Raw genomic sequence first — 22,851 nt, 5'->3', positions numbered from 1 at the left:
CATGCACTCGCAACAAAAAAACCACGGAGAGAGACAACCATCATGGCACTGAAGATCAAAGGCCTGCGCTGGTGGATGATCGGACTGCTGACACTTGGCACGGTCATGAACTACCTTGCGCGCAGCTCGCTTGCCGTTGCCGCCCCCACGGTAATGAAGGATCTCCACATTACCACCCAGCAATACGGCTGGATTACCGGCGCATTCCTTGTGCTGTACCCGATCGGCGCCCCGTTGACGGGCTATCTGATGGACCGCATCGGCCTGCGTTTGGGCTTCTTGTTGTGCGGTGTGGCGTGGTCGATCGTGTGCATGTTGCACGGTCTGGCAGATGGCTGGGTCGGCCTGTTCGTGCTGCGCGGTTTGCTGGGATTGGCCGAAGCCTCGTTCATTCCGGCGGGCATGCGTGCCGCGGCGTTTTGGTTTCCGTCGAAAGAGCGCGCGTTCGCGGCGGGCATCTTTAACATCGGCACGTCCATCGGCGCGATTCTCGCCCCGCCGCTGATCGCTTGGTCGATCCTGCGTTACAACTGGGAAACCGCGTTCGTGATCGCAGGCGCGATGGGCTTGGTGTGGGGCGTGCTGTGGTTCGCGTTCTACCGTCACCCGACCGACCATCCGGCGCTCACGCAAGCCGAATCGGATTACATCAACGAAGGCAATGCCGTCGATGCCGCCGCAGACGCGCGCAAACCGAATCTGCGTGCGATCCTGAGTCAGCGCAATTTCTGGGGCATCGCACTGCCGCGTTTCTTTGCCGATCCGGTGTGGGGCACCATCGTGTTCTGGATGCCGCTCTATCTGAGTCAGGCGCGTGGATTCGATTTGAAGACGATTGCGGCGACGGCGTGGTTGCCGTTCGTGGCGGCCGACATCGGCTGCCTGATGGGTGGCACGATTTCCGTGTGGCTCAACAAGCATTTCAAGATCACCATCTTCAACGGCAAGCGCGTGGTGTTCACCATCGGCGCGATCATCATGACGGCGATGTGCGGCGTGGGCTTCGTCAAAGATCCGATGATGGCGATCTTCCTGTTATGCCTTGGCGGCTTTGCGCACCAGACGCTTTCCATCAGCGTGATTTCCATGTCGGCCGACCTGTTCCCGCGTAACGAAGTGGCGACGGTGACCGGGCTGGCGGGCTTGTCCGCCGGTATCGGCAACCTGCTGTTCACGCTGGTGATCGGCGCGTTCGTGACGGCTGTTGGTTATGCACCGTTCTTCGTGGCGCTGGGTCTGGGCGACTTGATTGGCGCGGTCATTTTGTGGACCGTGGTCAAGCCGCACATCACCGGCACGGCCACGCCGGCTCCGGCGCAGCGTATGGAGGTGGGGCGCACGGCAAATGCGTGAGCGGCACCGATAGTTGATGGGCACTGCGCCGCACGCCTTGACGGGGGAGCGGCGCAGTGTCGATTTCGTTGTGGCGATGCGCCGACGAGTCCGTCGACGAAGGCATTGCGATCTACCGATGAACAAGGAGTGACATGAGCCAGACTTCCGGCAAACCCTTCCGCCGTCTGTTGTTGACCGGCGCGGCGGGCAACCTCGGCAAACAATTGCGCGGCAAGCTTGCCGAGTGGGCCGACATCGTTCGCGTGAGCGACATCGTGCCGGTGAGCGCCGACGCGCCGCATGAAGAAGCCATGCAAGTCGATCTCGCGGATCGCGCGGCAGTGCATGCGCTGCTCGAAGGCGTGGACGCCCTCGTGCATCTGGGCGGTATTTCCGTCGAAGCGCCGTTCGACGACATTCTGCAAGCCAATATTCTTGGCCTATACAACGTGTATAGCGCGGCGCAGAAGCAGGGCGTGAAGCGCATCGTGTACGCGAGCTCCAATCATGCGGTTGGCTTCCATGAAGTCACCGAAGTGCTCGACACCGACGCTCCGCATCGTCCCGATGGCATGTACGGGTTGTCGAAATGTTTCGGTGAAGACTTGTCGCGCTACTACTACGATCGCTTTGGTCTCGAGACCGTGTGCCTGCGCATTGGCTCGTCGTTCGAGCAGCCGAAGAACCCGCGCATGATGGTCACCTACCTGAGCTATCGCGATCTGGCCGAATTGGTGCGTTGCTCGTTGTTCACCAACCGCGTGGGCCATGCCATCGTCTACGGCGTGTCGGATAACCCGACGCTGTGGGTCGACAACACCAAGGCATCGTTCCTGGGCTACCGTCCGCAAGACAGTTCTGCCGAGTTCGCGGGCCTGTTCCCGGCGAAGGCACCCGACACGCAACTCGATGACTGGACGCAACGCTATCAGGGCGGCCCGTTCGTATTGATGGGGCCGATGGAGCCGAAGGCATGAGCGTGTCGATCGAACGCATCGAGCACATCGAGCGTCTTGAGCCTTCGCGCGTTGCGCCGCATGCCGTGGGCGAGAGTCCGCTGTGGCGCGATGACGAGCAGGCGCTTTACTGGGTGGACATCCCGGCAAAACAACTCCACCGGCTGACGCCGTCCGATGGCGCGCATCGACAGTGGACGTTCCCCGAGCAGGTCGCGTGCTTCACGTTCGACGCCGCGGGCACGTTGCTCGCCGGTGCCGAGACGGGGGTGTTTGCGGTACGTCTGGGCGATTCGGAAGTCGTCGACACCGCGCAGTTTCATCGCCTCGCGGCCCCGGCTTTTCCGGCGCCGGGCATGCGCTTCAACGATGGGCGGTGCGATCGGCAGGGCCGCTTTTGGGCGGGCACGATGGTGCAGGACATGTCGTTAGCGAGCGATGCCGGTGCGCTGTTCCGCTTCGATGGCGAAGGCAAATTATCGGCACCACTGGTCGATGGTCTGGTGACACAGAACGGTCTGGGTTTTTCGCCCGATGGCCGCACGATGTACTTGAGCGATTCGCATCCGACGCGACGCTTCGTGTGGGCGTTCGACTTCGATATCGACAGCGGCGCGATCAGCGGGCAGCGCTTGTTTGTCGACATGAATCGGTATCCGGGCCGACCCGATGGCGCAGCCGTCGATGCCGACGGATGCTATTGGACATGCGCCAACGACGGCAGCCGGTTGCTGCGGTTCACGCCTGCGGGTGTGCTCGACCGGGAGATCGTGTTGCCGGTGTCCAAGCCGTCGATGTGCGCGTTTGGCGGACGGGAGTACGATACGCTTTTCGTCACGTCCATCCGCCCCGGGGCGAATGCGAACGAGCACGATGGTCACGTGTTTGCCGTGCGATGCGGCGTGCAAGGATTACCGGAAACGCCGTACGCGGGCGTGTTGCAGGCGGGGCCGGTTGCGGGTGTGTAGGCGGGGGTCTGACGGTCGCGACGCCGCGCAAAAGTGGCGCGTACCGCGGTAGTGTTCCGGCGCCGCCGCTGTGGTTCGGGCGGCGGCACGGTGAGGCAACGGGATGTCGACGGCGCAGTGGTTCGCGCCTTCGGCATCCCGTTTTGCCATTCAGGGCACAGAGCGTCGCGCCCGGCACGTGTGTTGCCGGGCGGTGCGTGATGCGATCAGTGCGTGAAGTCCGGCGTTGTGAGTGCTTTGCCGCGCGTCTCGGGCAGCAGCAGCGCGCAAACCACCACCAGCAGATAGCCGCCACCGGCGACGAGGCCAATGGCTTTCACGAGCGAGCCTGTCTGGGCGAGCGTGCCCACGGCGATGGGGAAGAACGAGCCGATGCCGCGTCCGAGGTTGTAGCAAAAGCCCTGGCCAGAGCCGCGGATATGGTTCGGATACAACTCCGTGAGATACGCGCCGATGCCCGCGAAAATGCCCTGCACCACAATGCCCAGCGGGAAGCCCAGCCACAGCATGGCGCTGTCGGTAATCGGCAGCATCGTGTAGACCATGCCGAGTACGAACGAGGCGATCGCGAAGAAGATGAACGCGCCGCGACGGCCGAGTTTGTCAGAGAGAATCGCGCCGACGATATAGCCCACGAACGAGCCGACGATCAGCACGATCAGATACGCGCTCGTGTTGAACACTGACAGACCGCGCACGGTTTTCAAATACGTGGGCAGCCACGTCGTTATGGCGTAGTAACCGCCGAGCATGCCCGAGCAAAGCAGGCTGCCGAGAATCGTCGTCTTCAGGTGTTCGGGCGAAAAGATCTGCGTGAAATTCCCTTGCAGCTTGCCCTCGGCGATCTTCTTGCGCGTTTGCGTAAAGATTTCGGGATCCGACACATTACGGCGCACATACGTGATCCACACGGCGGGCAGAATGCCGATCCAGAAGCAGGCGCGCCACGCCGTGCCTTCATCGAGCACCGCGAAGAAGAACCAGTAGAGCAGTGCGGCAGCGGCCCAACCCACCGACCAGCTGCTTTGCACCGTGCCGACCGCTTTCGCGCGGTGTTGGGGCGAGCGAATCATTTCGCCCATCATCATCGTGACCACCGTCCATTCCCCACCGAAGCCGATGCCTTGCAACGTGCGCGTGATGAGCAGTTGCCAGAACGAGTTCGTGAAGCCCGAGAGGAACGTGAACAGGCAGAACGTGGCGATCGTCCATTGCAGGACGCGAACGCGCCCGTAGCGGTCCGCGAGGATGCCAGCGAGCCAGCCGCCGACGGCGGACGAGATCAGCGAACTGGTCGCGATCATGCCGGCCTCGCCTTTCGTCATGCCCCATGCCGCGATCAGTGTGGGGATGAGAAACGAATAGATCATGAAGTCGAACGCGTCGACGGCGTAGCCGCCGAAGCCCGCATATAGGGCTTTGCGTTCCTTCGTATTGAGTTCCTTGAACCAGGAAAAGAATGCCATGAAGACTCCTCGGTGAATCGTGTACTTGTCGTTATGTGTGCGTGTGCTGCGAGTGCCGCGTTTGCTACGTGTGCTGCATGTCCTGCATGTCCCGCGTGGTGCGCTCACCTATGCCGTCGCAAGGTGTTTGTCTCTGAGTCCTTAAATCGTGAGGCCGCCGTCGACGTGAATCACTTGTCCTGTGATTTGGCGTGCGTGGGGACCGAGCAGGAACGCCGCGAGTGCGGCGACGTCGTCGGGTTCGCACAGGCGGCCGGTGGGGGTGGCGTCGGCGGCGCGTTGCCAGGCGGCGGGGTCCATAGCGGAGTGTCCGCCGTCTTTGCGGGTGTAGCCGGGCGCGACGCAATTGATCGTGATGCCTGCGCGCGCGTACTCCGCTGCGGCGCTTTTCGCGAGCGCTTCGATGGCGGCTTTCGCGGCAGCGGTCGCGGGAAACCCGGCTGCATTTGGCGCGAACCGGTGCGCGACGAATGAACTGACAGCCACGATGCTGGCGCGAGATGAGCGTTGCAGGTCGGGCAAGGCGCTGCGCAGGAGCGCTGCGAAGGTGCCGGGCATGGCAGCAAGCGTGCGGGCAAGCGCGTCGTCGTCGATGTCGGCGAAGGACTGTCGTGTGGCGAAGCCTGCGTTGCTGACGATCTGATCCACCGGCCCGAAGGCGTCGTGTGCGGCATCGATCAATCGTGCGGCGGCGGACACATCAGAGAGATCGCCGAGCCATACCGCGCAGCGAGCGCCAAGCGATTCGCACGTGGTGCGAACGTCGGCGAGTCGTTGTTGGCTTTCGGTGGAGGCGCCGCGAGTGTGCAGCAGGAGTTGTGTTTCGGGTGAGGCGATGTGTCGGGCGATGGCGGCCCCGATACCTGAAGCGGCACCGGTCACGACGACAGTGCGTCTGACGGGTGAGTCAGAGGGAGAAGTTGGGGTAATCACAATGGACCCGGGTAGAGCGGAGGGTGCGTGTGATTATGCCAAAGGGGGAAAGGGGTGGAATAGCTGCGTCAATATTAATTAGGAAGTGAACAAAGTCGCGCGCAATACCGTTGTAGGGATGTTGAAAAAGGGTGCCGAGCGGCACCCTAAGCTGCCCCTAAGCGGGAGGCTAAGCCGCGCCAACGGCACGCGGTGGAGAAATCTCCTCGACGGGATGCAACGTCATGGTGTGCTGATGGAAACGGCTGAGCGTCTCGCGGTGAGCGACGCTGACCATGGTGGTGTCGGGGAGGTGGGTGTGAAGCGCGTCGTACACGGCTTCTTCCGTTTCAACGTCGAGTGCGCTAGTGGCTTCGTCGAGGAAGAGGAAGTCGGGTTTTTGCAGGAGCGCACGTGCGGCGGCGAGGCGTTGTTGTTCGCCGCCGGAGAGGCGTCGTGCCCAATGCGCGACCGTTTGCAAATCGTCGCTGTACTGCCCGAGATTGACGGCGGCGAGTGCGTCGCGGCATTGCTCGTCGGAGAAAGTCTCTGGAGGTGACGGAAACGCGAGCGCGGCTTTGAGCGTATCGATCGGCAGATAGCTTTGTTGCGAGAGAAACAGGACGCGAGCGTTGGCGGGAATATCGATGCGTCCGCTGCCGAACGGCCAGAGGCCCGCTAATGCACGCAGCATCGTGCTCTTGCCGCAGCCGGAGCGTCCGCGCACCAGCCAGCGCGAACCGCGCGCGAAGGCGAATGAGCCGACATCGGCGAGCGGCGTTCCATTGGGGAGTGCGAGTTGCAGATCGGTGGCGGTGTACGCGGGGGCGGCACCGTCATTGGCGGGGACCACCGCAATGCCGCCAGCACGCGGCGGTTCATCGATCACGCGCGTGAATTCACGCAACCGGTTGATCGTCGCTTTCCAATCGGCCAACGTCGTGAAGCTGTTCACGAACCACGAGAATCCGTCGCTCACTTGCCCGAAGGCATCGATGATCCGCATCAGCACGCCCAGCGTGAAGGCGCCTGCGAAATAGCGCGGCGCAGCGGCCATGATCGGAAACACGATCGCGATCTGACCGTAAATCGAGTTCGCGAAAATCAACCGCTTCGTGACCACCATGATCTGCCACCAGTTATCGCGCACGGCACCGAACGCCGATTTCAGGCGCGAGAGCTCCGCGCCTTCGCCGCGATACAGCGCGACTTGCTCCGAGCTTTCACGCAGTCGCACCAGCAGAAAACGGAAGTCGGCTTCCACCTGTTGCTGCCGATAGCTCAGCCCGACCAACGGACGGCCGACCTTGAAGATGAAGAACGAGCCGACCACCGCGTAGAGCGCCGCGACCCAGACCATGTAGCCCGGAATCGTCACGTTCATCGTGCCAAGCGCAAACGACACCGCGCCCGAGATCGTCCAGAGAATCGTCACAAACGAGAACAGCGAGACCAGCGTCGTGAGCAAATCGAGCGAGAGCGCTAGCGACGAACTCACCAGCGTGCGGATGTCCTCCGAAATACGCTGGTCGGGGTTGTCGGCGAGGTGATCGCGCTCGATGCGGTAATACGCCTGACGTGTGAACCACTTCGTCAGATTCGTATCGGTGACCCACTGCCGCCACTTGATTTCCAGCATTTGCCGGAAGTACGTGCGAAACGTCGCGATGATGATGAAGCTGAACGCGAGGACCGCGAACTCCATCAGCGATGACGTGAAGACCGGCCAGTTGCGCTTGTCGAGGGCGTCGTAAAAACGCGCATTCCAAGCGTTCAGTCGCACGTTGATGAACACCACCGCCAGATTCAGCGCCACCACTAACAGCAGCAAACGGCGCCCCTCCCAGCGTTTCTCCGAGATCCAATACGGGCGGATCAACTGCCATGCCGTGGGCGATTTCGGTGGCGTAGGGGCAGGCGTTGCCGTTGCGGCAGCGTCCGAGGGCGGCGAACCCTCCGGCGGGGAGGGCGGCACGGGTGGCGTCGGCGTGTGGGCCATGATCGTCTGGCGGCGTTGCCGCAGTGGTGCAACGTGTTATGGGGAGTGCCCGGTGGCGCCATGGCGGCGTTTCACCAGTGCTCAACGGTTCGTTTGACCGCCGTCGTTATCAGTGTGTTGCACGAATCCCGGCCCAGGGCACATGTCACGCCGAATTTCAGTTTACGCGCTGTTACAACGCCTGGGAAAACGTCAAAAAACGAGACGCCGCGAGCGTCCACCCGCCGGGGAAGCCTGCTTGCACGGGCGTCGGCATCTATGTTGTAATGGCTCCGGGCGAAACAGGGGTGCTCCGTATCGAACGCGGGTGTGTACCATGCGTGACGAAATGCGGGGCTGAGAGAGACCCTTTGCACCCGACCCGGGTAATACCGGCGTGGGAAGTTTCCGACTCCTCCAGTGGGGTAAGGTGCCTGGCACCGTTTCGTCCTTTTGCTTTCATGAGGAAAGGACCCCATGCACCCCGCGCATTACCTTCCACAGATTCCATCGAATTCCCCCTTGTGCCTGCACGCCGCCACGTGTGCAGCCCTGCGCGTATGAGCCCCGCAACTTCACGCCCTGATGTTGCCGTCCTCGGCGGCGGGCTGTCCGGCCGTCTCGTTGCGTGGCAACTGATTCGTGCGGGTGCCCGCGTCGCGCTCTACGAGCGTGGCGACGCCGATGGTTCGTCCGCCGCGGGCTGGGTCGCCGCCGCGATGCTCGCGCCGTTGGCCGAAGCTGCGGTCGCTGAACCGAGCATTGTCGAAATGGGGGCCGTCGGGCTCGAGCGCTGGCCCGGCCTGATCGACGGACTGCCCGAGCACGTCTTCTTCCAACGCAACGGCACGCTGGTCGTGTGGCATCAGCCCGATCGCGCCGAAGCCGTCATGTTCGACCGTCGCATGCGCGCCAACGCGCCGCCCGAACTGCTGCGTGGCGGCGTCGAGCGTATCGCTGGCCCGCAGTTGGCCGATGTCGAGCCTGCGCTCGCTGGCCGCTTTCAGGAAGGCTGGCTGCTGCCCAATGAGGGCCAGCTCGATAACCGCCAGTTGCTGCGCGCGCTGGCCGCCGGACTCGCGAAAGCCGGGGCCGAACTTCACTGGAACACCGAGATTGCCGAGGGGGCGTACCCCGACGCCGGTCTCGTCATCGACTGCCGGGGTCTCGGTGCACGCGGCGCGCTCACCCGACTGCGCGGTGTGCGCGGCGAAGTGGTGCGCATTCACGCGCCGGGTATCGGCCTGCGCCGCCCTGTGCGGTTGCTGCATCCGCGCTATCCGATCTATATCGCGCCGAAAGAGAACGATCTCTACGTGATCGGCGCGACCGAACTCGAATCGGAAGACATGTCGCCGATGACCGTGCGCTCCGCGCTCGAACTGCTCTCGGCGGCGCATTCGCTTAACCCGGCGTTTGGTGAGGCGCGCATTGTCGAGCTAAACGTCAACTGCCGACCGGCGCTGCCCGATCACCTGCCGCGCGTGCAGTGGGACGGCGACCGGCTGCTGCGTGTGAACGGTCTTTACCGCCATGGCTATTTGCTGGCCCCGGCAGTGACCGGCGAAGCCTGCGCACTGGCGCAAACCTTGTTGCAAACGAAGAGCGCGCCAACCGGCGTTGAGCATGCGCTCGATTGGGAGACGTGGCGAGCAAGCCGGCCGTGGCCGGACCTGTTCCGCCGGGCTTGAAAGGGAACACGACGTAATGGATATTCAGATCAATCAACAGACGCTGAGCGTGGCCGATGCGGCGACGCTTGCCGAAGCGCTCGCCGCTTACGGCGCCAAGCCGCCCTTCGCGGCCGCCGTGAACGGACAGTTCGTCCCCAAGACGCAATACGCCGCGCGCCAACTCGCGCAGGGCGACAAAGTCGACGTCGTGCAACCGGTCGCCGGAGGCTGAAATGAATGCACTTACCGAGTCGGCCAACCTGGCCGCAGGCAGCGCGCGCGACGCGCTCACGCTGTACGACACCCGCTTCGGCAGCCGCTTCTTGCTCGGCACCTCGCGTTATCCGTCGTTGCAGGCGCTCAACGATTCGATCGACACGGCACGTCCCGGCATGGTGACGGTCGCCCTGCGTCGGCAACTCTCGGGCTCGCAAACGTCGGAAGGTCACTTCTGGGACACGCTGCGCCGCCTCGCCGTGCCAGTGCTGCCCAACACCGCCGGTTGCCATTCGGTGCAGGAAGCTGTCACTACCGCGCAGATGGCGCGTGAAGTGTTCGAAACCGACTGGATCAAGCTCGAACTCATCGGCGACGACTACACGCTGCAACCCGACCCGTTCGGTCTTGTCACTGCGGCGGAGCAACTGATTCGCGACGGCTTCAAAGTGCTGCCGTATTGCACCGAAGACTTGGTGCTGTGCCGCCGCCTGCTCGACGTGGGTTGTCAGGCGCTCATGCCGTGGGGCGCGCCGATCGGCACCGGCAAGGGCGTGATCAATCCGTATGGTCTGCGGTTGTTGCGTGATCGCCTGCCAGACACGCCACTCATCGTCGATGCCGGTCTTGGCCTGCCGTCGCACGCGTGTCAGGTGATGGAGTGGGGTTTTGACGGCGTGCTGCTGAACACCGCCGTGGCACTGGCGGCGCAGCCGGTCGAGATGGCCGGTGCGTTTGCGACCGCGATCAAGGCCGGACGTGCTGCGTGGCTCGCCGGGCCGATGGCCGAGCGTGAAAGCGCCGAAGCCAGCACGCCGGTGGTCGGCGTGCCGTTCTGGCACGACAAGGACTATTCATGACGATGCCCGCCCGCGCTGCGGCGCCCACGTCCGCGCGCACACACGACTTATTTCCGCTGACTCACGTGCAGTGTCTGCCCGCTGACGCGCCACTCGCGCTCGCGTGGCAACAGGCGGCTGCGGCCATCCGTGCGCGGCTTGCCCCGTGGCCGGACGCGCGCACCACGGCGCAATGGCGTCTGCATGCGCAAGTGCCACCGGGCGGGTTCGCGAAAGGCGATGTGTTCTGGTGGCCGCTGACGCCGCAAGGGGCATTGGATACCGGCACGTCAGTGCAGATCGACGTGTGGCGTGCAGCGGGTGCCGTGGTGCTGTGCACGCGCGCACTGCCGCGCGGCGGCGTGGAAGACACGTTATATGCCGACGGCGAAATCTATCGCGTGGCGGGCGTGGACGATCCCGCGTTCTTCTCGGCGTTTGCGGCGTTTCTCGACTGCGGTTTCGCACCGCACGATGCGCTCGTCCTAGGTCGTGCTTGGCGTACCGATGGCAGCCACGCGCGTGCGGAAGACGCCGACGCGTTGGGCGATTGGCCGACCGTGCTGGCGACGTTCCCGACCGTGGTTGGGCAAGCGCCGAGTCCCGGCGCGTTTCCCGAGTGCCCGACAAGGCTCGGGTTGTATCCCGTGCTGCCCAATGCCGATTGGTGTGAGCGCATGGCCGACTTGCAGGTCGGCACCGTGCAGCTGCGCGTTAAAGATCCGGCGCATCCTGCACTCAAATCGGAGATTGCGCGTACGGTTGCAGCAGGCAAGCGCGTGACGCATGACAGCGCATGGTTCATCAACGACCATTGGCGCGAAGCGATGCAGGCGGACGCTTACGGCGTGCATCTGGGGCAGGAAGACATGGCGGCGCTCTCGGCCGACGAAGTGCAAACGCTGCACGCGAGCGGCATGCGCTTAGGCGTCAGCACGCACGGCTATTACGAGATTCTGGCGGCACACCACTTCCGTCCGAGCTATCTGGCCGTGGGGGCGGTGTTCCCGACGACGACTAAGGTGATTGCGACGGCGCCGCAGGGGTTGGCCAAGCTGGCGCGTTATGTGAAGTTGATTGCGCCGCATTACCCGCTCGTCGCCATCGGCGGCATCGATGCGCAGAACTTGCCGCAGGTGCTCGAGACCGGCGTGGGATGCACGGCTGTCGTACGTGCCGTGACTGAGGCTGCCGATGTGGCTGCTGCCGTGAAGGGGATGCAGCAGGAGTTTGCGAAGCGAGGGTGACGTTACAAAGTGCGCGTCATGAACACCGCGCCGTCGCCGTACCCGGCTAGCTTCGACGCGATGAGCGGCGAGACATCCGTCGCCGCTGCGTACCCGAAACGCGCCCAAAAACCTTGGGATTGCTGCACCGCAACGAGCGCGGACGCATCGAGCCCCAACGACTGGGCCGAGGCCAATGCGGCGGCATACAGCCGGGCGGCGACGCCCGCGCCTCGCGTACGGGGCGCCAACGCCATGTCGTGGACGTACCAACAGTCGGGGGCGTCGGGCAGGGCGTCGAGCACGGTATCGAGCGGCGGCGGGGCGGCCAGTCGCCACGGGTGCGTGAACAGATAACCGGCAACGATGGCCGCCTCATCCACCGCCACCCAGCACGTGGCCGGTGACAGTGCCAGCCGGGAGCCGAGCGTGGCTTCCGATTCCAACATCACATCGCCGTAGGCTTGCGCTTGCACCGCCAACACTTGGGGAAGGTCGGCAGCAAGCATCGGACGTGTCTGGAATTGCGCGGCCAACGCCGGTGGGCGGACCTCGTCGGCTGGCGGGACAGACTTCATAACAATCAATGGTTTATTGCCCAAAGCGGCATATTGTAGCAACTGCGCAACACCCGCGCGGGGCAGGTGACTCGTAAGTCCTTGGCACGGTTACGTTTTTCCTCGTTACAGCCATTGGAACGAGATTCTGCGGGGCGAGCCAGCCGCCTGTAAAATCCCGCGGGCAACTGCCAGGACTGCCTGTCACTGCCTCCCCTTGGACGGCATCGATCAGCATTCCCCCCTATAATTGGCGTTTTGCGCCGCACTATAAGACCCGAAACGTGCCTATCCCGAATACGGAAAATCTGCTCGAATTGCGCGACGTTAGCTTCGGTTATGGCGAACGTCTCGTCCTTTCCGGGCTGAATATGCGGTTTCCGCGCGGCAAGGTCATTGCGGTCATGGGCGGTTCCGGCTGCGGCAAGACCACCGTGCTGCGCCTGATCGGCGGGCTGGTGCACGCCAGTCAGGGCACCGTCGATTTCGATGGCACCGATGTCGCGTCGCTCGATCACGACGGCTGGTACAAGTTGCGCCGCCGCATGGGCATGCTGTTTCAGTTCGGCGCGCTCTTCACCGACATGACGGTGTTCGACAATGTGGCGTTTCCGCTGCGCGAACATACGCGTCTCGACGAAGAGATGATTCGCGACCTGGTGCTCATGAAGCTCAACGCGGTTGGCCTGCGTGGCGCGCGTGACATGAAGCCGGCCGAAATTTCGGGTGGTATGGCCCGACGTGTGGCCTTGGCGCGCACGATCGCGCTCGATCCGGACCTCGTCATGTACGACGAGCCGTTCACCGGTCTCGACCCGATCTCGATGGGGATTACGGCGAACCTGATTCGCAAGCTCAACGATGCGTTGGGCGCCACGTCGATCATCGTGTCGCACGATGTCGCAGAGACTTTTGCTATCGCCGATTACATCTATTTCATTACCGAAGGCCGTATCGGGGCCGAGGGCACGCCCGACGAGTTGCGGGCATCGCAGGACCCGACCGTGCGTCAGTTCATCGACGCCCAACCGGACGGCCCGGTGAAGTTTCAGTACCCCGCGTTGCCGCTGGCGGAAGACTTCGGTATCGGAGGACGCGCATGATTACGGCGATCGGCAGTTTTGTCCGGAGCCACGTCGAGCGTCTGGGTTATGGCGCGCGGTTGTTCCTGCGCATGCTGCGCTCGAGCGCTGCGTTACTGCGCCGCCCGCGTCTGGTCACCGATCAGATCCACTTTGTCGGCAACTACTCGTTCGTGATCATTGCGGTCTCGGGCTTGTTCGTCGGCTTCGTACTGGGGCTGCAAGGCTATTACACGCTCAACAAGTACGGCTCGGAGCAGGCGCTCGGGTTGCTCGTGGCGCTCTCGCTCGTGCGCGAACTCGGCCCGGTGGTCACCGCGCTCTTGTTTGCCGGACGCGCGGGCACTTCGCTCACGGCTGAGATTGGTTTGATGAAAGCCGGTGAACAGTTGACCGCGATGGAGATGATGGCGATCGATCCGATCGCGCGCGTCGTCGCCCCGCGCTTCTGGGCGGGGGTGATCGCGATGCCGATCCTCGCGGCGATTTTCTCTGCGGTCGGCATCTTCGGCGGTTATCTGGTCGGCGTGCAAATGATCGGCGTCGACAGCGGTGCGTTCTGGTCGCAAATGCAGGGCGGCGTCGACGTCTGGGCGGATGTCGCCAACGGCGTGATCAAGAGCGTCGTGTTTGGTATCGCCGTGACTTTTATCGCGTTGTATCAGGGGTTTGAAGCCCAGCCGACGCCGGAGGGTGTCTCGCGCGCGACGACACGCACGGTGGTGCAGGCGTCGCTTGCCGTGCTGGCGCTCGACTTCCTGCTCACGGCGTTGATGTTCAGCTAAACCGCCGGGCGGCATCGCCTAAGACATACACAGACTGATTGCGCACACTGACACAATGAAAAAAAACCCCCTCGACTTTTGGGTCGGCCTGTTCGTGGTTCTCGGCTTCGCGGCGCTGCTGTTTCTCGCGCTCAAGGCGGGCAATATGAGTTCGCTGTCGTTCTCGAGCACCTACCCGGTGACCGTGCGCTTCGACAATATCGGCGGACTCAAGCCGCGCGCGGCGGTCAAGAGTGCGGGCGTGGTGGTTGGCCGCGTGGCGTCGATTCAGTTCGACGACAAACGCTATTTGGCCAGCGTCACGCTCAATATCGACTCGCAGTACAAGTTTCCGAAAGACTCATCGGCGAAGATTCTCACCTCGGGCCTGCTCGGCGAGCAGTACATCGGGCTCGAACCCGGGGGTGACGATCAAATGTTGAAAGCCGGTGATACGATCACGCTCACGCAGTCTGCAATTGTGTTGGAAAACCTGATCGGCCAGTTCCTGTATAACAAGGCGGCGGATGCCGGCGGGGCTCAACCGGGGAGCGCATCTGCGGCTCCGGCAGCACCGGCGGCGCCAGCTGCACCGGCTGCCGCGCCGGGGCAAGGGGCAACGGCTAACCAAGGAAAATAAAAGAAATGACCCGCTTCCGTACTTCGGCAGTGCTGGCCGTCGGCGCCCTGACGCTGGCTGGTTGTGCCACTGTCACGAACCCCACGCCGACCGACCCCATCGAAGGGTTCAACCGTTCGATGTACACGTTCAACGACAAGCTCGATAAGGCTGTCATGACCCCGGTGGCCAAGGGCTACCGCTTCGTGGTGCCCCAGCCCGGGCGCGACATGGTCACGAACTTCTTCTCGAACGTCGGCGACGTCTACAACTTCGCCAACAACCTGTTGCAGTTGCAAGTGACCGCTGCCGTACAGGATTTGATGCGCCTGACGATCAACACCTTCTTCGGTGTGGGCGGTCTGTTCGACTTCGCAACGCCTGCTGGCTTGCCCAAGCACAGCCAGGACTTCGGTGTGACGCTGGGCAAGTGGGGCGTGCCCGACGGCCCGTATCTGGTGCTGCCGCTGCTCGGCCCGAGCACGGTGCGCGACACGGCCGGGATGGCAGCGAATTTGTACCTCGACCCGACGTCGTATATCAAGCCGGATTGGGTGAGCTACTCGCTGTACGGCGTGCGTCTGGTCAACACGCGCGCGAACCTGCTCGACGCGTCGAACCTGCTCGAAGCGGCGGCGCTCGATCCGTATTCGTTCACGCGTGACGCTTATCTGGCGCGCCGCAAGTATTTGATCAACGGTGGCGCATCGGGCAATACCGCGTTGCCGAACTACGAGGAAGAAGACGGTGCCGCTGGTGCTGCGGCAGGTGCAGGTGCTGCGGCAGGTGCAGGCGGTCAACCGATGCCAGCGGCGGCACCGGCCTCCGGTGCTTCGGCTGAACCGCAATCGCCGCAAGGCTCGCCGCTGCCGGGCACGATGGTGCCGGGTGGTCTGCCGTTCCGTCGCTGATGATCTGAACGCCGCACGCTCACGTGTGCGGCGTCGTATATCCAAAACGCGCAGCATCCCGCCATGTGGGATGCCCTCGGCAGGCCCGCCAGGCAACAGTTTGTTACAACGCGCCGTCGAGATTCCGCGAACTCCAGACGTAACGCGGGTATCCAAACCCGCAACACTCGTCACTCGAAAGAGGAAGTCCACAATGAAGAAGTTCTGGCTCATTCCCGTCATGGCATTCATGACGCTTACCGCTGCTGGCTCGGCGATGGCACAGGCTCAGGCGCCGGACGTACTGGTCAAGCAGACCGTGACCGAAGTCATGGCCGCGGCCAAGGCCGATCCGAATATTCAGCGCGGCGATCTGAACAGCATCACCAAGCTGATCGAAACGAAGATCATGCCGCATGCCGACTTCGGCAAGACCACGCAACTGGCTACCGGCCGAGCATGGGCAACGGCCACGCCGCAACAGCGCGAGCAGCTCACGACCGAGTTCCGCAAACTGCTGTTGTACACGTACGCTGGCGCGATCGCATCGATCCGCGATCAACAAGTTCAGTACAAGCCGTTCCGTATGCAGCCGGGTGACACCGACACGGTGGTCTCCACCAGCGTGCTCAATAACGGCCAGCCGTTCGAACTGGACTACCGTCTGTATAAGACGGACAGCGGTGAATGGAAGCTGTACGACATGAGCGTGTTCAACGCCTGGCTGATCCAAACGTATCGCAGCCAGTTTGCTGAGCAGATCAACAAGAACGGTATCGACGGCCTGATCCAGTTCTTGAAGACGCGCAACCAGCAACTCTCGGGCGGTAAGTAAGCGCATGCTCGCTTTGAAAACCGACCTCACTCACGACACTGCCGGCGAAGTGCTTGCGCAGGCCATCGATCGCATCGACGCGGGTGAAACCCATGTCGACTGCGCGGGGCTCACGCACTTCGATTCGTCGGCGCTCGCCGTGCTGCTGGCCTTGCGCCGTCATGCGGGCCGACGTGGGGCGACGTTGGCGTTCACTAACTTGCCGACCGGCTTGGCCAGCCTCGCGCTGGTGTATGGCGTCGACCATCTGCTCTCGAGCTGATTGGCCGGTGCACCGTTTGCGGGGTTGATGCCCCAACGAAAAAGCGCCGTTGAGAGACGGCGCTTTTTTTTGCCCTGCGCCTGTCGAATCCAGCAGGTAAGCGCTTGGCAGGCGGCTTGTGGGGCGGCCAACCGGGCAAAAGCACGGGGGGCTGCCGCTTCCTTTATAATCAGGGGTTTTCTGCCGTCTATCGGGCGGTAACCCTCCGTCAGGGCATCGACGCCGTCATTGCCGCCATCCTCCCCGGTTTGTGCGCGCGGCGCGCGGTGCCCGGAGCTACAAAAAATGGCGCGTCCGCCAAGACGGGCGCGTGCAGCCCATGGCCGCCATCGAAATCCGTAACGTCAAAAAACGCTATCAGGCGTTGCAGGCGCTCAAAGGCGTCAGCTTCTCGATCGAAGAAGGTGAATTCTTCGGTCTGCTCGGGCCCAACGGCGCCGGCAAGACGACGCTCATCAGCATTCTCGCGGGCCTGGCCCGTGCCGACACCGGCAACATCAGCGTGCTCGGCCACGATGTCGTGCGCGACTACCGCAACGCCCGCCGCAAGCTCGGCGTGGTGCCGCAGGAGCTCGTCTTCGATCCGTTCTTCTCGGTGCGCGAGACGCTGCGCATTCAGTCCGGCTATTTCGGGCTGACGCGCAACGACGACTGGATCGACGAAGTGATGGCCAACCTCGATCTGACCGACAAGGCCGACGCCAACATGCGCCAGCTCTCGGGCGGTATGAAGCGTCGTGTGCTCGTGGCACAGGCGCTCGTGCATCGCCCGCCGGTGATCGTGCTCGACGAGCCGACCGCTGGGGTCGACGTCGAACTGCGTCAGACGCTGTGGAAGTTCATCTCGCGTCTGAACCGAGAAGGTCACACCATCGTCCTCACCACGCACTATCTGGAAGAAGCCGAAGCGCTGTGCGATCGCATCGCCATGCTCAAGCGCGGCGAAGTCGTGGCGCTCGAGCGCACGGCGTCGTTGTTGCAGCGCTTTGCAGGCACGCGTCTGGTGCTGCGCTTCCGTCAGGGCACGCTGCCCGAATCGCTGCGTCCGCTGCTGGTCGACGGACAAGACACGGGCGGGCGTCAGTTCGCCTTGCGTTTGGCCGGTTGCGACGAGGTGGAGTCGATTCTCGCGACCTGCCGCGCGGCGGGTGGCATCGTCGAAGACATTGAAATTCAGAAGGCCGATCTCGAGGACGTATTCGTGCAGATCATGTCGGGCGCGCGTGCGCAGGAGGTGGCAGCATGATCGGCTTTCGCACGCTGTTCTATAAAGAAGTGCTGCGCTTCTGGAAGGTGAGTTTCCAGACCGTGGCGGCGCCGGTGCTGACCGCGCTGCTGTATCTGATGATCTTCGGGCACGTGCTCGAAGACCGTGTGAAGGTCTACGACCAGATCACATACACGTCCTTCCTCGTGCCGGGGCTGGTGATGATGAGCGTGTTGCAGAACGCGTTCGCGAACAGTTCGTCGTCGCTCATTCAGTCGAAGATCACCGGCAATCTGGTGTTCGTGCTGCTGCCGCCGCTCTCGCATTGGGAGATGTACGGCGCGTATGTGCTCGCCGCTGTGGTGCGCGGGCTGTGTGTGGGGTTCGGTGTGTTCCTGGTGACGGTGACGTTCACGCACCTGACGTTTGCCGCCCCGCTGTGGATTCTCGGCTTCGCGTTTTTGGGCGCCGCGATTCTCGGCACGCTCGGCTTGATCGCGGGTATCTGGGCGGAGAAATTCGACCAGCTCGCCGCGTTCCAAAACTTCCTGATCATGCCGGCAACATTCCTCGCGGGCGTGTTCTATTCGATTCATTCGTTGCCGCCGCTGTGGCAAGCCGTCTCGCACTTCAACCCGTTCTTCTACATGATCGACGGGTTCCGCTACGGCTTCTTCGGCGTCTCCGACGTCTCGCCGGTCACGAGCCTCGCGGTCGTCGGCGCGACGTTCCTCATACTCGCAACCGTGGCGCTGAACTTGCTGCGCCGCGGCTACAAACTGCGTCACTGAACTCTCTTAGGATCGGCAAATGCTGCCCACCCCAGAACAAATCAAGCAGTACATCGAAGCCGGTTTGGCTTGCGAGCACGTCGCCGTCGAAGGTGACGGTCAGCACTTCTTTGCGACCATTGTGAGCGCGCAGTTCGAAGGCAAGCGTCTCATCGCGCGCCATCAACTGGTGTACGCCGCGTTGGGCGATCGCATGAAGGCAGAAATTCATGCGTTGTCGATGAAGACCCTGACGCCCGCGGAGTATCAGGCGCAATGAGGATTACGCAAGAGAGCGCCGGCGCAGCCGGTAACGGCGAGTCCGCCGCCGGCGAGCGTGTGGCCGCAGACCACCTCGAAATCGAGGGCGGCGAGCGGCTGGCGGGAGAAATTACGGTATCGGGTGCGAAGAACGCTGCACTGCCGATTCTGTGTGCAAGTCTGCTGACGGCCGAGCCGTTGGTGCTTGGCAACGTCCCCGATCTGCACGACGTGCGCACCATGCTCACGTTGCTCGCGCGCATGGGCGTGAAGGTCGAACGCCACGGCGAATCGGTGACGCTCGACGCGTCGCAGATCACCGAGGCGGCTGCCCCGTACGAGTTGGTGAAGACCATGCGGGCGTCGATTCTCGTGCTGGGCCCGTTGCTCGCGCGTTGTGGCGAGGCTCGTGTGTCGCTGCCCGGCGGATGCGCCATTGGCGCGCGCCCGGTCGATCAGCACATCAAGGGCCTGCAAAAGATGGGCGCCGAGATCACGCTCACGCACGGCGATATCGTGGCGAAAGCCGCCCGCCTGCGCGGCGAGACGCTCGTGACCGACATGATCACCGTGACCGGCACCGAGAATTTGCTGATGGCGGCCACGCTGGCCGACGGCGTCACCGTGCTGGCCAATGCCGCACGCGAGCCGGAAGTGACCGATCTGGCGAATCTGCTCGTGAAGATGGGCGCGAAGATCGAAGGCATCGGCACCGAGCGTCTGGTGGTGACCGGGGTGGCGCGCTTGCATGGTGCAACGCACGACGTGGTGCCCGATCGTATCGAAGCTGGCACGTTCCTGTGTGCGGCGGTGGCCACGCGCGGCGATATCACGCTGCGTCGTGTGGTGCCGGGCACGCTCGATGCCGTGATCGCGAAATTGCGCGAGACCGGTGCCAACGTGAGTGCCGGTGCGGATTGGCTGCGTGTGTCGATGGATCGGCGCGCGCAGGCCGTGAGTTTTCAGACGTCGGAATATCCGGCGTTCCCGACCGACATGCAGGCGCAGTTCATGGCGCTGAACTGCATTGCCGAGGGCGCTTCGCAGGTCGTCGAGACGATCTTCGAGAACCGCTTCATGCATGTGCAGGAATTGCTGCGTCTGGGCGCGAATATCGGCATCGAAGGCAACACGGCGCGTATTTCCGGCGTGGAACGCCTGTCGGGTGCGCATGTGATGGCGACCGATCTGCGCGCTTCCGCCAGCCTGATCGTGGCTGGCCTGACCGCCGATGGCCGCACGCTCGTCGACCGTATTCATCACCTCGATCGCGGCTATCATCGTATCGAGGCTAAGTTGTGCGCCGTGGGCGCGCGAATCCGGCGTGTCGAAGCACGCCAGGGAGAGATTGCATGAGTTCCGCCAAGTCCGCCCAGCCGCTCAGCCAACCGCTGACGCTGGCCCTCTCGAAAGGGCGTATCTTTACGGAAACGCTGCCGTTGCTCGCCGCCGCGGGTATCGAAGTCACGGAAGACCCCGAGACCTCGCGCAAGCTGATTCTGCCGACCACGGACCCGAACCTGCGCGTGATCATCGTGCGCGCGACCGACGTGCCGACCTACGTGCAATATGGCGCCGCCGACTTCGGCGTGGCCGGCAAGGACGTGCTCATCGAGCATGGCGGCGGTGGCCTGTATCAGCCGATCGATTTGAACATTGCCCGCTGCCGCATGTCTGTGGCTGTACCGAAGGGCTTCGATTACGCAAACGCTGTGCGCCAGGGCGCCCGCCTGCGGGTGGCCACCAAGTACGTGCAGACCGCGCGCGAGCACTTCGCAGCCAAGGGCGTGCACGTCGACCTGATCAAGTTGTACGGTTCGATGGAACTAGGCCCGCTGGTGGGCCTCGCCGACGCGATTGTCGACCTGGTGAGCACCGGCGGCACGCTGCGGGCCAATAACCTGGTGGAAGTGGAGGAGATCATGGATATCTCGTCCCGCCTCGTGATCAACCAGGCTGCACTCAAGCTCAAGCGCGAGTCGTTGCAGCCCATTCTGGATGCCTTCGAGCAGGCCTCCCGCCAAACAGCATGAAACTCGATATTCGCAAACTCGATTCCTCTGCCGACGGCTTCGCGAAACAACTTCGCGACGTGCTGGCGTTCGAGGCGAGCGAAGACGCCGCCATCGACCGCGCGGCTGCCGAGATTCTCGCCGACGTGAAGACGCGTGGCGATGCAGCCGTCATTGAATACACCAACAAGTTCGACCGCCTCAGCGCGCCCGATATGGCCGCGCTGGAGTTGCCTGCGTCGGCGCTGGAAGCCGCGCTGGAAAGCCTGGAACCCAAGCGCCGTGCTGCGCTGGAAGCGGCCGCGGCGCGTGTGCGCGCCTATCACGAGAAGCAACGCATCGAATGCGGCAGCCATAGCTGGCAGTACACCGAGTCGGACGGCACGGTGCTCGGCCAGAAGGTGACGCCGCTCGATCGCGTGGGCATTTACGTGCCGGGCGGCAAGGCCGCGTATCCGTCGTCGGTGCTGATGAACGCGATTCCCGCACGTGTCGCTGGCGTGAAGGAAATCATCATGGTGGTGCCCACGCCCGATGGCGTGCAGAACCCGCTGGTGCTGGCTGCGGCGCACATCGCCGGGGTCGACCGCGTGTTCACCATCGGTGGCGCGCAGGCCGTGGGCGCGCTGGCGTATGGCACGCAGACCGTGCCTGCCGTCGACAAGATCGTCGGCCCGGGCAACGCCTTCGTGGCCGCTGCCAAGCGCCGCGTGTTCGGTACCGTCGGCATCGACATGATCGCCGGTCCGTCGGAAATCCTCGTGATCTGCGACGGCACGACCGACCCGGACTGGGTGGCGATGGACCTGTTCTCGCAAGCCGAGCACGACGAGCTCGCGCAGTCGATTCTGCTGTGCCCGGACGCGGCCTACATCGCGCGCGTGCAACAGTCGATGGAGCGTCAGATCGAAGAGATGCCGCGTCGCGAAGTGATTGCTGCATCGCTGCAAGGCCGTGGCGCGCTGGTGAAAGTGCGCGACCTGAACGAAGCGTGCGAAATCGCCAACGTGATCGCGCCCGAGCATCTTGAGATCTCGACGGAAAACGCGCAACAGTGGGGCGACAAGATTCGCCACGCCGGTGCAATTTTCCTCGGCAAATTCACGAGCGAAAGTCTGGGCGATTACTGCGCCGGGCCGAACCACGTGCTGCCGACCTCGCGCACGGCACGTTTCTCGTCGCCGCTGGGCGTGTACGACTTCCTCAAGCGCTCCAGCCTGATCGAAGTGAGCGAAGGCGGTGCCCGCATGCTTGGCGAAATCGCTGCTGAGCTGGCCTACGGCGAGGGCTTGCAGGCCCACGCGCGCAGCGCCGAGTTCCGTCTGCACCACGAGTCCTGACATGCGCGACGACGCCCTGTGGCCCGCCGCGCAAACTGCTTCGGCGCCGGCTACGTCCCGGCGTCGGACTCGCGCAACGCAAGCCCAATCCCTAGTTTCATCGCTGCTACCTGCCCGCCTCGCGCGGGCTGGGTGGCGTGCGGCTGTTCGCGCCACGGCACTCTTCGTGCTCGGCGCTGCTGCCAGTTCCGCGGCGTATGCCGCCGGTAACTATTGCCAGCACGCGACGTTCGAAGGCACGTCCGTCGAGCGCATGACCGTGTGTGTGCGTCGTCAGGCGTTCGATAACGACGTCTATGTGCTGCGTCTGGACGGCAAGACCGCTTTGCGCGGCACCGACGACGAAGTGGCACACGGCGTGTTCGGTCGCGTGGGCAACCGACTGGTGGCCATGCGCTGCGAAGCCGAGGAGTCGCCCGCGCGAGTGAGCCCGGCGGTGGCGCAAGCGCTGTCGTGGCAAACCGGCGTGCGCGTGCAACGCATCACCGACGCGCTCGGCAGTGTCGAGACTGGCCGCCGCTGCACCGTGAAGATTGACGGGACCGACGCCGGGCTGCTCACCTTCGCGTTCAACTGATGGGGCGCAGGCGCACGACGCATCCGATTTAACTGATTTAGCCGATTTCACCGACGTAGCTGACGAAACCCGCAAGCGATTCGCGCTTTGCCCACACAGGTAGTCC

At 63.4% G+C, this 22,851-nt stretch carries 24 protein-coding genes and 1 riboswitch; of the genes, 20 read left to right on the top strand and 4 right to left on the bottom strand.

What is annotated here, in order from left to right; translation table 11 throughout:
• The first annotated feature begins 42 nt into the window (after window positions 1-42).
• From ACPWR9_RS23805 to ACPWR9_RS23795, 3 genes are all read left to right on the top strand, one after another.
• Window positions 43-1,353 carry an MFS transporter gene (locus tag ACPWR9_RS23805; protein ID WP_426301318.1) on the top strand — a complete coding sequence of 437 codons (1,311 nt, stop codon included), beginning with the start codon at window positions 43-45 and terminating at the stop codon, window positions 1,351-1,353.
• Between the two features lie 134 nt (window positions 1,354-1,487).
• Window positions 1,488-2,312, top strand: a complete 825-nt coding sequence (locus tag ACPWR9_RS23800; protein ID WP_426301315.1) for an NAD-dependent epimerase/dehydratase family protein — start codon at window positions 1,488-1,490, stop codon at window positions 2,310-2,312.
• A complete protein-coding gene (locus ACPWR9_RS23795) occupies window positions 2,309-3,259 on the top strand; it encodes an SMP-30/gluconolactonase/LRE family protein (RefSeq protein ID WP_426301313.1) in 951 nt (316 codons plus the stop codon). The genes ACPWR9_RS23800 and ACPWR9_RS23795 overlap by 4 nt, the downstream gene beginning before the upstream one ends.
• A gap of 206 nt (window positions 3,260-3,465) precedes the next feature.
• Here the strand turns inward: ACPWR9_RS23795 and ACPWR9_RS23790 are convergent, their stop codons facing one another.
• The 3 genes from ACPWR9_RS23790 to ACPWR9_RS23780 form a co-directional block, all read right to left on the bottom strand.
• Window positions 3,466-4,725, bottom strand: coding sequence for an MFS transporter (locus ACPWR9_RS23790; RefSeq protein ID WP_150682334.1), 1,260 nt, complete (start codon window positions 4,723-4,725; stop codon window positions 3,466-3,468).
• 141 nt (window positions 4,726-4,866) lie between these two features.
• The gene (locus tag ACPWR9_RS23785) at window positions 4,867-5,607 is read right to left on the bottom strand and encodes an SDR family NAD(P)-dependent oxidoreductase (protein WP_426301311.1); all 741 of its coding nucleotides are present in this window, start codon (window positions 5,605-5,607) and stop codon (window positions 4,867-4,869) included.
• Between the two features lie 220 nt (window positions 5,608-5,827).
• Window positions 5,828-7,636 carry an ABC transporter ATP-binding protein/permease gene (locus tag ACPWR9_RS23780; protein ID WP_426301309.1) on the bottom strand — a complete coding sequence of 603 codons (1,809 nt, stop codon included), beginning with the start codon at window positions 7,634-7,636 and terminating at the stop codon, window positions 5,828-5,830.
• Between the two features lie 273 nt (window positions 7,637-7,909).
• A riboswitch (TPP riboswitch) is annotated at window positions 7,910-8,036 on the top strand.
• Window positions 8,037-8,175: 139 nt separating this feature from the next.
• On the opposite strand from ACPWR9_RS23780, the gene ACPWR9_RS23775 reads away from it, so the two are divergent.
• The 4 genes from ACPWR9_RS23775 to ACPWR9_RS23760 are packed head-to-tail and all read left to right on the top strand — an operon-like array spanning window position 8,176 to window position 11,590.
• Entirely contained in the window at window positions 8,176-9,306 is a 1,131-nt protein-coding gene (locus ACPWR9_RS23775; RefSeq protein ID WP_426301307.1) for an FAD-dependent oxidoreductase, read from the top strand.
• Between the two features lie 16 nt (window positions 9,307-9,322).
• Complete coding sequence (gene thiS / locus ACPWR9_RS23770) at window positions 9,323-9,520, top strand: sulfur carrier protein ThiS (protein WP_150682331.1); 198 nt, start codon at window positions 9,323-9,325, stop codon at window positions 9,518-9,520.
• 1 nt (window position 9,521) lies between these two features.
• Complete coding sequence (locus ACPWR9_RS23765; RefSeq protein ID WP_426301305.1) at window positions 9,522-10,364, top strand: thiazole synthase; 843 nt, start codon at window positions 9,522-9,524, stop codon at window positions 10,362-10,364.
• Window positions 10,361-11,590: a thiamine phosphate synthase gene (locus ACPWR9_RS23760; RefSeq protein ID WP_426301303.1), complete on the top strand. Its 1,230-nt coding sequence runs from the start codon at window positions 10,361-10,363 to the stop codon at window positions 11,588-11,590. Before ACPWR9_RS23765 ends, ACPWR9_RS23760 begins: the two co-directional genes overlap by 4 nt.
• 2 nt (window positions 11,591-11,592) lie before the next feature.
• Here the strand turns inward: ACPWR9_RS23760 and ACPWR9_RS23755 are convergent, their stop codons facing one another.
• On the bottom strand, window positions 11,593-12,147 hold the full coding sequence (locus tag ACPWR9_RS23755; RefSeq protein ID WP_426301301.1) for a GNAT family N-acetyltransferase: 555 nt from the start codon (window positions 12,145-12,147) through the stop codon (window positions 11,593-11,595).
• A gap of 269 nt (window positions 12,148-12,416) precedes the next feature.
• Here ACPWR9_RS23755 and ACPWR9_RS23750 point away from each other — a divergent pair, with 269 nt between their 5' ends.
• The 13 genes from ACPWR9_RS23750 (at window position 12,417) to ACPWR9_RS23690 (ending at window position 22,745) form a co-directional block, all read left to right on the top strand.
• On the top strand, window positions 12,417-13,229 hold the full coding sequence (locus tag ACPWR9_RS23750; RefSeq protein ID WP_426301421.1) for an ABC transporter ATP-binding protein: 813 nt from the start codon (window positions 12,417-12,419) through the stop codon (window positions 13,227-13,229).
• Complete coding sequence (mlaE, locus tag ACPWR9_RS23745) at window positions 13,226-13,993, top strand: lipid asymmetry maintenance ABC transporter permease subunit MlaE (protein ID WP_426301299.1); 768 nt, start codon at window positions 13,226-13,228, stop codon at window positions 13,991-13,993. The genes ACPWR9_RS23750 and mlaE overlap by 4 nt, the downstream gene beginning before the upstream one ends.
• A 55-nt stretch (window positions 13,994-14,048) precedes the next feature.
• Entirely contained in the window at window positions 14,049-14,612 is a 564-nt protein-coding gene (gene mlaD, locus ACPWR9_RS23740) for an outer membrane lipid asymmetry maintenance protein MlaD (protein ID WP_426301297.1), read from the top strand.
• Window positions 14,613-14,617: 5 nt separating this feature from the next.
• Entirely contained in the window at window positions 14,618-15,502 is an 885-nt protein-coding gene (locus ACPWR9_RS23735) for an MlaA family lipoprotein (protein WP_426301295.1), read from the top strand.
• A gap of 193 nt (window positions 15,503-15,695) precedes the next feature.
• Window positions 15,696-16,316: an MlaC/ttg2D family ABC transporter substrate-binding protein gene (locus tag ACPWR9_RS23730; RefSeq protein WP_426301293.1), complete on the top strand. Its 621-nt coding sequence runs from the start codon at window positions 15,696-15,698 to the stop codon at window positions 16,314-16,316.
• 4 nt (window positions 16,317-16,320) lie between these two features.
• Complete coding sequence (locus ACPWR9_RS23725) at window positions 16,321-16,578, top strand: STAS domain-containing protein (RefSeq protein ID WP_150682324.1); 258 nt, start codon at window positions 16,321-16,323, stop codon at window positions 16,576-16,578.
• Between the two features lie 319 nt (window positions 16,579-16,897).
• Window positions 16,898-17,824, top strand: coding sequence for an ABC transporter ATP-binding protein (locus tag ACPWR9_RS23720; protein WP_426301291.1), 927 nt, complete (start codon window positions 16,898-16,900; stop codon window positions 17,822-17,824).
• Window positions 17,821-18,576 carry an ABC transporter permease gene (locus tag ACPWR9_RS23715; protein WP_150682322.1) on the top strand — a complete coding sequence of 252 codons (756 nt, stop codon included), beginning with the start codon at window positions 17,821-17,823 and terminating at the stop codon, window positions 18,574-18,576. Before ACPWR9_RS23720 ends, ACPWR9_RS23715 begins: the two co-directional genes overlap by 4 nt.
• A 19-nt stretch (window positions 18,577-18,595) precedes the next feature.
• Window positions 18,596-18,835 (top strand): BolA family protein, encoded by a 240-nt coding sequence (locus ACPWR9_RS23710; RefSeq protein ID WP_150561111.1) that lies wholly within the window; start codon window positions 18,596-18,598, stop codon window positions 18,833-18,835.
• Window positions 18,832-20,172, top strand: coding sequence for a UDP-N-acetylglucosamine 1-carboxyvinyltransferase (murA, locus tag ACPWR9_RS23705; protein WP_426301288.1), 1,341 nt, complete (start codon window positions 18,832-18,834; stop codon window positions 20,170-20,172). The genes ACPWR9_RS23710 and murA overlap by 4 nt, the downstream gene beginning before the upstream one ends.
• On the top strand, window positions 20,169-20,849 hold the full coding sequence (hisG, locus tag ACPWR9_RS23700; protein WP_150682321.1) for an ATP phosphoribosyltransferase: 681 nt from the start codon (window positions 20,169-20,171) through the stop codon (window positions 20,847-20,849). The genes murA and hisG overlap by 4 nt, the downstream gene beginning before the upstream one ends.
• Entirely contained in the window at window positions 20,846-22,168 is a 1,323-nt protein-coding gene (gene hisD / locus ACPWR9_RS23695) for a histidinol dehydrogenase (RefSeq protein ID WP_426301286.1), read from the top strand. The genes hisG and hisD overlap by 4 nt, the downstream gene beginning before the upstream one ends.
• Window positions 22,169-22,334: 166 nt before the next feature.
• On the top strand, window positions 22,335-22,745 hold the full coding sequence (locus ACPWR9_RS23690; RefSeq protein ID WP_426301284.1) for a hypothetical protein: 411 nt from the start codon (window positions 22,335-22,337) through the stop codon (window positions 22,743-22,745).
• The last annotated feature ends 106 nt before the right edge of the window (window positions 22,746-22,851 follow it).

Source organism: Pandoraea pneumonica, assembly GCF_049918595.1.
Lineage (GTDB): Bacteria > Pseudomonadota > Gammaproteobacteria > Burkholderiales > Burkholderiaceae > Pandoraea > Pandoraea pneumonica_A.
The sequence above is the reverse complement of the archived record's forward strand: the minus strand, read 5'-3'. Positions and strand labels throughout refer to the sequence as shown.